The 10,603-nt window shown below is 53.0% G+C and carries 10 protein-coding genes and 1 pseudogene; 6 read left to right on the top strand and 5 right to left on the bottom strand.

Annotation, left to right across the window (positions count from 1 at the left end):
* Positions 1 to 399 precede the first annotated feature (399 nt).
* The 6 genes from PMI37_RS16275 to PMI37_RS16250 all read left to right on the top strand — a co-directional run bounded on the left by PMI37_RS16275 (position 400) and on the right by PMI37_RS16250 (position 7,580).
* A complete protein-coding gene (locus PMI37_RS16275) occupies positions 400 to 3,114 on the top strand; it encodes an AAA family ATPase (protein WP_008082709.1) in 2,715 nt (904 codons plus the stop codon).
* Positions 3,115 to 3,201: 87 nt separating this feature from the next.
* Positions 3,202 to 4,254 (top strand): DUF3800 domain-containing protein, encoded by a 1,053-nt coding sequence (locus PMI37_RS16270; protein ID WP_008082708.1) that lies wholly within the window; start codon positions 3,202 to 3,204, stop codon positions 4,252 to 4,254.
* A gap of 665 nt (positions 4,255 to 4,919) precedes the next feature.
* The gene (locus tag PMI37_RS16265; RefSeq protein ID WP_008082707.1) at positions 4,920 to 5,723 is read left to right on the top strand and encodes a hypothetical protein; all 804 of its coding nucleotides are present in this window, start codon (positions 4,920 to 4,922) and stop codon (positions 5,721 to 5,723) included.
* 224 nt (positions 5,724 to 5,947) lie between these two features.
* A complete protein-coding gene (locus PMI37_RS16260; protein WP_008082706.1) occupies positions 5,948 to 6,166 on the top strand; it encodes a hypothetical protein in 219 nt (72 codons plus the stop codon).
* Positions 6,167 to 6,342: 176 nt separating this feature from the next.
* Entirely contained in the window at positions 6,343 to 6,498 is a 156-nt protein-coding gene (locus PMI37_RS31865; protein WP_157173091.1) for a hypothetical protein, read from the top strand.
* A gap of 710 nt (positions 6,499 to 7,208) precedes the next feature.
* A complete protein-coding gene (locus PMI37_RS16250) occupies positions 7,209 to 7,580 on the top strand; it encodes a c-type cytochrome (protein WP_045123165.1) in 372 nt (123 codons plus the stop codon).
* 120 nt (positions 7,581 to 7,700) lie between these two features.
* Here the strand turns inward: PMI37_RS16250 and PMI37_RS16245 are convergent, their stop codons facing one another.
* The 5 genes and pseudogenes from PMI37_RS16245 to PMI37_RS32535 all read right to left on the bottom strand — a co-directional run.
* Positions 7,701 to 7,985 carry a hypothetical protein gene (locus tag PMI37_RS16245; protein ID WP_008082704.1) on the bottom strand — a complete coding sequence of 95 codons (285 nt, stop codon included), beginning with the start codon at positions 7,983 to 7,985 and terminating at the stop codon, positions 7,701 to 7,703.
* A gap of 285 nt (positions 7,986 to 8,270) precedes the next feature.
* Complete coding sequence (locus PMI37_RS16240; RefSeq protein WP_008082703.1) at positions 8,271 to 8,501, bottom strand: hypothetical protein; 231 nt, start codon at positions 8,499 to 8,501, stop codon at positions 8,271 to 8,273.
* A gap of 121 nt (positions 8,502 to 8,622) precedes the next feature.
* Positions 8,623 to 8,853 carry a hypothetical protein gene (locus tag PMI37_RS16235; protein ID WP_008082702.1) on the bottom strand — a complete coding sequence of 77 codons (231 nt, stop codon included), beginning with the start codon at positions 8,851 to 8,853 and terminating at the stop codon, positions 8,623 to 8,625.
* Between the two features lie 71 nt (positions 8,854 to 8,924).
* The gene (locus tag PMI37_RS16230) at positions 8,925 to 10,004 is read right to left on the bottom strand and encodes an ATP-binding cassette domain-containing protein (RefSeq protein ID WP_443216820.1); all 1,080 of its coding nucleotides are present in this window, start codon (positions 10,002 to 10,004) and stop codon (positions 8,925 to 8,927) included.
* Between the two features lie 90 nt (positions 10,005 to 10,094).
* Positions 10,095 to 10,448: pseudogene (locus PMI37_RS32535) on the bottom strand (ATP-binding cassette domain-containing protein); the annotation flags it as partial.
* Between the last annotated feature and the right edge of the window lie 155 nt (positions 10,449 to 10,603).

The following is a 10,603-nucleotide window of genomic DNA, read 5'->3' as shown; positions in this document are numbered from 1 at the left end:
ACAGTCGACGGTTTTCAAGTCCATATATAAATCAAGTAATTTCAATAAGTTATGACTCGAACTGTTCCGCTTTGATTATGGAACATTTTTGTGCCTTCGGCTCAGGTTTCCTCGCAGTTCTCTTCAACCTCATAGGCAACAGTTTTGGCAGCGATGCATTCGGATCGTGATCATGCATAGCGCCTCTGCGGATCAATTTAGTGATGCTTTCACCGAAGCCGGCCAGCGTGGGCTTTGATTTTGATCGCGCTACCTCGACATCGCGCACTTAGTCCCTGAAGGGCTTGGGGTTATTGAATCCGACGCTCTTGCCAATTCGATTTCGGCATCAGAAGATGTGGTTGGAATTATCGCAGCGATTGGATGTTGACCGCGGTACGTTTACAGGAGGTAAACGATATGAGTTCGGCTCTGCATGACTACCAGCAATTCCTAGCTTGGCTTCATGTTCCAGAACGCGGTTCTACCGAAGACACTCGACGCTTTGCAAATCTGGTCGACCAAAACTTCGACACTGTGGCCGCAAACTCGCGTGCTTTGAGCCGCCGATCGGTGGTATTGGCCGCTAAGGCTAGAGAGTCTCTGCTCCAGACAGATTTCACTCCTCCCGCAGTTGCTGGGGCGATTACTGTTGGCCAGTGGGCGTGGAGCGCATTGGATCGTCTAACCGTCGGCCCTTTTCGTGGCTTCCGAGTGGCTGAGACGTTCAACTTTCCTCAGCGAATTACCATGTTCTACGGCCCTAATGGCAGCGGCAAAACGAGCCTTTGCGAGGCGTTAGAGCTGGCACTTTTGGGGGGCGTAGATGAGGCGTCGGCTAAGCGAATCCCTCCTCAGCGCTATTTCGCGAACCTTCACGAAAATAGGTATGAAGCCCCCGTCCTCGCTGCGCGAGGTGCGGACGGTCAGGTGTCGACAGTGCAAGCGGACTCAGAGGCCTATCGATTCTGCTTCGTTGAGAAAAACCGCATAGATAACTTTTCGCGAATTGCTGCTAAGAGCGCAGGCGAAAAGAAGGATCTGATAGCGGCTTTGTTTGGTATGGAGCAGTTCCATGACTTCGTCACTAACTTCAACGAGTCGATGGACCAGCAGCTCGACCTGGTTGCGATCAAACAGCAAGAGTTGGAAACACAGCGTGCAGCGCTGCAGCGCGATCAAGCGACAATAAATGGCGAGCTCCAAGCAGTTCAGGCAATCGCGCAAGAGGAAGCTGCTTATGCCGGAGCTTATGCTGCCGGCCTTTCGTACCAGCAGCTTCTTGAACTCATAGGCAGCGATGCAGCTCCAGGTCGTCTGCATTACCTCAATGCGCAACTGGATGGGCCAACACCAGGTGTTTATGGCGTTAGCAACAACGCGTTAGCTATGGCATATCAGGCTGCTGATCGTGAGCAGGAGCGGCTTGAGGATGTGGACAAAAGGCTCACCGCAAAGACTGGTGAGACCTCATTCCAAAATCTGTACAACGCGGTTCTTGGCCTACAAGCCTTGTCGCCCGATAACTGCCCCGCTTGTGGGACGCCAATCAATGGTGACTATCACGTTGTACGTGACCCATACGTGCAGGCACGTAACGGTCTGGCTCAGCTTCAAGAGCTCGCCAACTTGCAGGCTGAAAAAAACACAGTGCGAGGCGAATGGGAACGTGCTTCCCGAGGTTTGGAGGGGCTTTTAACTGCCTTCGGTCAGCGAGTTAGTGCCCACCCTGATCATGCTGATGACAGGTTGCGATATCTCGCATCACCTGGTGCTGACCACAGTAATGCCTGGTGGAAAGCGAGCGGTGTAAAACAAGGCGATACGCCTTCGATGGCGCAACGGATCATCGACTTAGCAGCCGAGTGCGAAAGGATTGATGCTCAGACAAACCAGGCACTGGCAGATCGCGCGGCACTGGCACATGAACGCACTCGACTCGTTCAGGCAGCGCAGGCTGTAGCAGGTTTTCAAACACGCCGCGCTGAGGTGGCCCGACTAGTTGGCATAGCTAGACAGACAATTGCCAACTTTGACCAAGCAAACGCTGCGCTCATCGATGCAGTGCAGCAAGAGGCAGTGCAGCTAGCACTCGGTCGACGCATTAAAGCGGCCTATGACGAATTCTTGAGGCTACTCAGGCAGTTCAGATCAGAGCTGCCCGGTGCGCTCATAGCGGGGCTTAACACTGTCGCTCTGGAGATCTACAACGAGTTCAATAGACGCGATCATGACGGCGACAAGCTAGCGGCACTTTATCTGCCGACCAACGAAGACGAGCGCATCGGGCTGGCGTTTCGCGCTGCTCCAGAGACCAGGGTAGATGCGTTGCACGTCCTCAGCGAGGGGCATGTTCGTTGCCTGGGCGTTGCAATCCTTCTTGCAAAGGCACTGCATATTCAGGCGCCGACGATCATCTTTGACGATGCGATCAACGCGATTGACACCGAGCACCGTGAAGGCATCAGAGAGGCGATTTTCCAGAGCGATCGCTTCGCAGCAACTCAAATTATCGTCACGTGCCACAGCAGCGAATTCATCAAGGATCTGCAGAATCATGTCGAGAGAGGCCAATGGACGGCTTACTACTTCATGCCCCATATCGGGGATCACCGGCCGCGGGTAAGGGGTAACGAGAACACCTTCAACTATCTGCAGCAAGCCCGTGCTGCTTTGGACATTGGTGACTGGCGCAACGCATTGGGCGCATCCAGGCAGGCACTGGAAATGCTTACGGACAAGATTTGGAAGTGGCTCGGCAAGAACGACCTCGGTGTAATAACCCTGCCGCTAGCCGGCCGCGGGGCGGAGCCAAATCTGAGAAATCTCTGCGAGGCTTTGAAAAAGCGGCTCGATGACGCCAGAACATTCGTGCATCAGGACAAACCAGGCGTCGTTCAGGGGCTTGGAGAGGTAATAGGTGTTCCGGTTCAATCGAACGTATGGACGTATCTAAACAAAGGTATTCACGAAGAGGCTGACAGAGATGACTACGATCCGAACCTCGTCCTCACCATTGTGGAAACCCTTGAAAGGATGAATCAGCTTGGGCTTGGCTCAATGCCTGTTGCTATCGCTGGAGCAGCCCAGGCGGCAGTTGTGCAAGCGGTCGCCGATGCTGCTAATCCGCGATAATTGTCCGTCGTCATTAGTAACCCTGCGGCACATACAGAAGAAGAGACATTCTCTTTCAGTGCTGTCGACGACCCCCGGGAGTTGCGTATGGAGTGCTTTAGAGTCGACGAAAGTGGCTATACCGGATTTGACCTGCTGAACCTCGAGCAGAGGTTCCAAGGGGCCGCTGCCATTGCCATTGATGATGATCAGGCCAGACGCTTGATCAAAGAGCACTTTCCTAAGCTACAAGCGGAAGAGCTCAAGTACCGCGCTCTGTCACGCCGGTCAGCCAATCACCCACGGCTTCTGGCGTTAATGCGCGATGTCCTGACCCATCACAAGTGCGTTACCTACGTCTGTGACAAGCGCTTTTTGCTGCTGTTGATGTTTCTGGATTACGCAGTTGAACCGTACTACTACGAGCGCGGATGCGACTTTTATAAGGATGGTCAGAACTATGCGCTCGGGTCGCTGCTTTATGTGGCGGGCCCCACTCTTCTCGGAGAGACAGCCTTTAGGCTGATGCTCGTTTGTTTCCAGCGCGCCGTAAAGGAAAAAAGCCCAGCAGCACTTGCTGACCTCGTAGCAGCTGCTCGCGCCACTCGCTGGCAGGAACTACCGGAGGCGTTGGGGCCTTTGGCGAAGTATGCCGCGCCGGAATGCCTTCAAGCGATCGCCACATCAGGTGTCACCACTGACGCCGCTTTTGTGGTGTTGCAATCGCTAATAAGCCGGATGGAAGTCATGGCTGATGGTCCATACTTGGTTGAGCATGATCAGTCCAAGAACCTGCTCTCTTACCATGACTTGCTGTTGCGCTTTATTAATCACAAGGACGAGGTGACATTTCGCCAATCGGAGATCGCAAGCCTCACCTTTCCACTCAAGCTCCAGTCAGTGACGCAAGTCGACTCGAGGACTAGTCCTGCAGTACAGCTGGCGGACGTAATGATTGGTGCTGCCATTGAGGCGACTAACACGCTTACGGGACAACGCGCCGGAGGGTTGAGTCCGCATGATGTTATGTCCCTCTATGCGGATCATCAGATAATCCACATGCTGCCCTCGACGGACTTCGAAGGTCAGAAACGTTTCCGCCAGGGTACGCAGGCCAATGAGGTCATAGATTATTTTGGCAAAAATCTCAGTAAGCCCTAAGTGATATTCCGCTTCGGGTCGAAGGCTGTCTCATCAGGCGACTTCTTCTGGCGAAAAGGTGTCATTGACAAGGTATCGCAGTGAATATTTGTTGTCGCAGAAGTTGTGGAGTTCGAATCTCTCCTTCACCGCCACATTCAGTAAACGCAAACCACTGATTTTGCTAGAGAAAGTCAGGGGGTTGTGGTTTTTGGCATGCGAAAAATGGCCATATGGGACTGAGATGGGACTGGGGCGCTATTTTGGTGAGTAAATAATCCGGATGGGTGTCTGCCTGTGTCTATGTTAATCAGGCCAGCGGCGATGAAAATTCGCAGCTCCTTTCAACTCTCCATTGATCTCAAAGCTGTCGCTCACCACGCTGTTGGGGTCGTGGCTGTGCAACGTTGAGATGTAATACATACCGTAAGGTCTGGCCAAGCATTTGTAGCAATAACATCATGGGCGATCCATAATCCGTTGATTGTATGCAAACCGGGAGCACTGAAAGGGGCGAGAAAGTAAGTGAGCTGACTATATTAGATAAGATTCTCCCGATTTAAGCACTGCTGTTGTATCGGTTTTTTATTCCAAGGTCCATCAGGGTGCGTTGCATTGATTCGGTAAGTGCTATTATAAATTAGACTTAAATTAATAAAATAAATACTGCATGGAGTTAGCGGAATATGTCGGCGAAAATTATCAAGAAATTCCCAAAACGATTTGAGTTGAATGAAGAGACTCTGCGAAGAATTTATTCTGATATTAAGAAGAGGGTTCCAGAGGAGAATCACAAGGACATAATTTTTGAAATTTTTCGAGAAGATTCTCTGGTATATAGAACGTCTGAAGTAGACCGTATATTGACTGAGGATAACGACTCAACGCGGAAAATTAAAAACATCAAGATTGAGTATGCAGACCCCAGTCTGCTGCTCGAAATATATTTTGACTCAGAGCAAGGCGTTGAGTTTACCGTTTCTGGCGAAGTGAGAGATGATGTGTATCTGCTGGCCTCTGAGCTTAAAGAATACATACAGAAAGAAGTTTGCAATATACCGAGTCTCAATTTTTCCAATCAAAAATCGGTCCTGTTGATTTTTACATCGCTTATGCTAGCTTTCTTTATATATTCTATGATGAATATGGCACCACAGCTGACGGACACAGAGACATTAAATTCCATACTTGCTAGTACAAGTGCAAATGAAAAACTTGACTACCTTATCAAGTCAAGGGAAGTCAAGATCAAGATTCCAACTTTCTTCTATGTAATGATGATGTTTCCTGTGATGATCATTGTCTTAACCGTAGTGCCGTTTAAAAAGGTTTTCAATTATCTTTATCCAGGAAATGTATTTTTGTTCGGGAAGCAGGTTAGTGTGATTGCTAATCGAAGATCAACTGCGAAAAATTTTTTCTGGGGGGGGTTGATTGCGTTTTTGATTGCAATTTCTACCGGATATTATTTTTTCTGGTTGGCCAAGTAATTGTGTTATTTGTCCGGCTCGCTATTGGAGGCAGACGTACCTGCTCTTTTTTCAGCGGAGATTGTGGGAGCAGATAAAAAACTTGTTTGTTTCTAGCTATCCTAGCGGCGCTTTCAACACGTAGTGCCGCCTTTGCGTTCACTTCAAGGTCCCAGTTGAAGTGAACATTCCAACCTTGGCGTCAGATGAACTAAGCTTTTGAATATCTTTCAAGGATGACAGCCATGCCGAATAATCCAGACTGCAACATTGCAACAGCCGATGCCTTGACATTACTCCTGCACAACCACCATGCCCTCGGTGCGGCGATCGAAGAGATTGCCCAGTGGATCTCAGATTCTGGTGCAGACAAAGTCGCCGATAATGCCGTTTCAGCCTTGGAAACGCTGGATAGAAATGCGCAAGCGATCACCGACGCGATCATGCGACTCAGAAATTCATAAACGGCCTACCGATTGACAGAATTCCAGCCTATGTTCAATCGGCCCCCACACCTAGTCCCAGTGTGGGGCCTTTTTTGGGCAGCGTGCATACCAGTCCTATAGGGGCTGGTCTACCATTGTCTGACTGTCTGGTTGATGCCTGCATCGCCATTTACTCCAACAGGGAACAACCGTGCATGTCTGAAGTTTATGAGTGCGTGGTAACCGTAATGGGGATCGCCCATTATCTCGGGCAGGGTCCGATCGAGCGAACAACGCTCGAATGTCCAGTTCGCTTGAGCGATGCCGGAACTGGACGCGCCAGCATTGAACTGCAGCATTATTTACAATGACCCAAGTCCGACGACCTGCTGCGGGTAATCCTTCCTTACGGGCACGTACTGCAGGGTAATTGATCGACGGCTTTACTGACCCGGGAGGCGGCTGGCCGCTGATCAATGTCGGGTATTCGAACTGACGCCTGAGCCGTCGGCGAACACCATCGGTTGGAAATGGGAGTAAGCATGGCCGAACCATTGGCCGCACTGAACCTGCCGAACGCTGTGTAGTTCCAAACTCTGGAACTTCTGCACCAATTTGCCCTGGCGAACACGACGGACATCCGTCTGCCTTGCCTTGAAATGCGGGCTTCCGGCGGCCCGAATTCTTTCCGCAATTTCTTTTGAGGTCCTGGTTTCACTACCCTAGAACGAACAAGGAAACTGTGTGATGCGGAAAAATAAATACTATAAGCATATGATTTATAAGGGAAAAATAATGGACTTAAAATCCCCCGCTCGTAAGGGCGTGCCGGTTCGATTCCGGCTTCGGGCACCATCTTAAAATCAAGGGTTTGCGGGCGAAAGCTGATGCAAGCCCTTGTTTGTTTCCGCTCGGTTATTTTGATGTGGGTGCGCAATTCACTTGCTAGGCATTACTTTTTGCCTTTCGATCGTGGACGTACGGCTTGGTCGTCTGTGCGCCGCATCAAAACTGTTTCGCCCTTTCTATAGCTGATGCCAATCGCGCGTCATCTTTTGCCAGGATTAAGGCTGCATCAAGGATGAAAATATTATTCGCCGCGTCGTTAGCGCTGGTAACACTGGTTCAAACCTCATTGTCCTTCGGGGATACGGCCAATGGCAAAGCGCTCTATACACAGAGATGTGCCATGTGTCATGGAGCCGAGATTAAAGGAACCGGCCCGCTGGCCCATAAAAGCAATCCGCCTACGCCTGACCTGACCACTTCTGCCTTCAAGAAGCGACTCAGTGATTATCCAGGCGTTATCGTGTCATCGATCATACTTCGCCCCAATGGGGACTTGATCCCCAAAGCGTTGCGAGAGAATGGTGTAAAGCTGGCGCCCCATGCTTGGACTGTTAATGATCTACGAGATCTGAATCAATACATGAGAGGTGTGATTGTTAAGTAGGTCAAGTTACGTAGAGAGCGCAAACTCGCGTGAACACGATCGGAAACGAACAAGTTAAAAATTGTCAGTGAACAACTAACGCAAATGGGCCGATTTTATCGGCCCATTTTTTATGCAGGTTTAAACGTACGCTTGCCGGGCAAAGCCACGAGGCAAGCGTTGCCGTCCGGCCATCGCGGCCAGCCGTTCAGTCCACTCCGCGCGCCAGTTGACGGCGTGGTGCGTGGTTTTTGCCTGACGGGCGACACGGCGTGCGTTGTTGCGTTGATCTTTTCGCGCTTGTTTGTAGGCATCGGTGCTGCGGCAGCTGCGGCATTTCACGCGATTGAGTTCGCGACTGGCAGTGAGGTGTTTGCCTTTATGGCCACAGGCCAGATGCCCGTCGACGTTGAAATGGATAACCATGAACTGTCTCCTTCGTGACGTGTACAAAGTTATGACAACTGACAGCCATGACTGTTCGGCAGACGAACTATCGGCAAAAAAACACCCGCATGCGGGCGGGCGTTAAAGGTAGTCACTAAAGGAGTGAGTTCACTGTAAGCGCGCAGATGTGAGGATTGTGTGAAAAGAAACAGTTTGGCCAGGAAAGCCTGAAAGTGCCGCGCAATCGATCACTCGACAACACTGCAATTGCCGTTTAACGCCCCGCGAACCTTGCGGCGGGGCGATGGGTTGGTACCGTGATGATTATCTGAAGCGTGGCAGTGGCCGATCCACAGGTTTGAGCGCCGACAACGTGTTGCGAATCAGCGGGGCATCCTTCTCGATGTCGTTCAGCCGATCGCGAATGCGCAGGGCTGTCGGATGGCCGCCTTGGTGATCGACCCAGTCGGCGATCTCCTTGCAAGCGGCTGCGAGGCGCGCCTGCCGTGCGTCGAGCAGGGTGAGGAGGGTGGTGATGGACTCTTTTTCGGACATGGAACACCTCCGTTCTATGAAACCGCTGAGCTGCAGCAAAAAGCCCGCGAGTGGCGAGCCTTGTGCCGTTGGGGTGCTGCTCCTTCAGCTGGTTTCAGTATAGACCCGGTTATGATCGGCATCAGCCGGAAACCTCGCGGGCCGGTATGGGCGAACTGACTGCATTGAGGCGCTGACATTCAAGCTGTGCGTCCTCCTGGGCGTCGTAGCCGTCGCCGATGAAACCGCCAGTGCGGGTGTCGCAGATGCGAAACCAGCCAATGGCTTCGGCGGGATCGTGCTGGCTTTCGCCGGCGCGCCGACCGTGAATAATGATCTTGTTGCAACGCTTTACGACGAAAATGTCTTCCATGGCGTCACCGCAGTTGATTCGTGTCAGATCAACTATAGAAGCCTGCGGCAATCGTGCAAAAAATAGACAGCTCAACTCGTCGGTTGCCAGTGCCAGCCGGCGGGATGCCAAGTGAGCCAATGGCTGGGATGCAACGCCTGGAGAAACGCCAGATCGTGGGAAACGGCGACAATCGCGCCCGGAAATGTCTGCAAGGCTTGTTCAAATGCCTGTACCGAAGACAGATCAAGGTGATTGGTCGGTTCATCGAGCAACAGCAGTTGCGCCGGCGTCTGGCGCCATAACGCCAGGGCGAGAGCGGCTTTCAGGCGTTCACCGCCGCTGAGCAAGTCACAGGGTTGCGTCACGCGCTGTGCATTCAGTTGCAGCTGGGCCAGGAAACTGCGCAAGGTGCCTTGGTTGAGCGGTGTCTGCTGGGCCTGCAATTGTTCAACGATGCTGGTTTGGGCATCCAGTAGCTTCAGTTGCTGATCGAGAAACGCAAAAGGCACATGGGTGCTGCATTCACCGCTCACAGGTGCCAGTTCTGTAGCGAGCATTTTCAGCAGGGTCGACTTGCCACAGCCGTTCGGGCCACTGATAGCAATGCGCATCGGGCCGTGGATGTTCAGATTCACGCGACGGGTCAACGCATCCACCGGCAGCCACGGCAGACAGGCGTCCACCAACGTGCACACTTGGCGACCGCTGGGCACAACACTGCCAGGCAGGTTGATCAACACTCCATCATCCGGCACGACTCGGGCGTATGCCTCGCGAACGCGCTCGTCCAGATCGGCTTTACGGGCCTGATGGCCGACTTTCATCTGGCCCATGATCTCCTTCGCGGCGGCTTTCATGGCCGACCGCTCCATGCTGGAGACGTTGGCCGTTTCGGCATTGCGTCGGGTGCCGGCGGCGTGACGCTGGATCGTGTCGTGCTCGCGTTGCAGACGCGCGCGGTGCCGCTGGCGCTCAATGCGTGCCTGATCGAGCTGCGCCTGAGCCGCCGCCCGTTGGCGCTGGCGTTGTTCTACGAAATCCGCGTAACAGCCGCTGAACACCGTCGCGCCCAACGACGTGAGTTCGACGATCCTGCGCATGTGTTGCAGCAACTGCCGATCATGGCTGACCACAATCAGACCGCCGCGCCATTGTTCGAGCCTGCTCATCAGCCATTGCCGGCCGGCGCTGTCCAGATGATTGGTGGGCTCATCGAGTATCAGCAATTGCGCCTGGCTCAACAGTGCGCCAATCAGGGCGATCCGGGCCTGCTGACCGCCGCTGAGATGTTCCGTCAGATCCGTCGCATCGAGCTCACTGAGCCCGGCCTCGTCGAGAAGCTGGCGAAGGCGCTCTGCCAGGTCCCATTGCTCGCCGATGGTGTCGAAATCGTCATCGGTGGCGCTACCGAGTTTCAGCCGTTGCAAGGCCGCGAGCACTGAAGCCGTGCCCGTCGCTTCGGCGATCGACTGGCCGGGCGTGGCGACGAATATCTGTGGGATATAACGCACTGCAACCGCTTGCACCACACTGCCCGCAGTAGGCTGCAGATGGCCGGCGATCAGCCGTGCAAGCACACTTTTGCCGGCACCGTTGCGCCCCACAATGGCGGTCGGCAAGTGATCGAACGTGAGATTCAGTGCGTCGAAAATCGTCTCGCCGTTGGCGAATTGAAAGCTCAATTGGTTCAGCGAGACGAGTGCAGGCGTACGCGAGACGTGAGTCATCGGCACCTCCAGAAAAATGTCGTGAAAACTGACACGCGCCG

Origin of the sequence: Pseudomonas sp. GM80 (genome assembly GCF_000282515.1) — a bacterium.
Classification (GTDB): Bacteria; Pseudomonadota; Gammaproteobacteria; order Pseudomonadales; family Pseudomonadaceae; genus Aquipseudomonas.
This window is presented reverse-complemented; position numbering and strand designations above follow the sequence as displayed.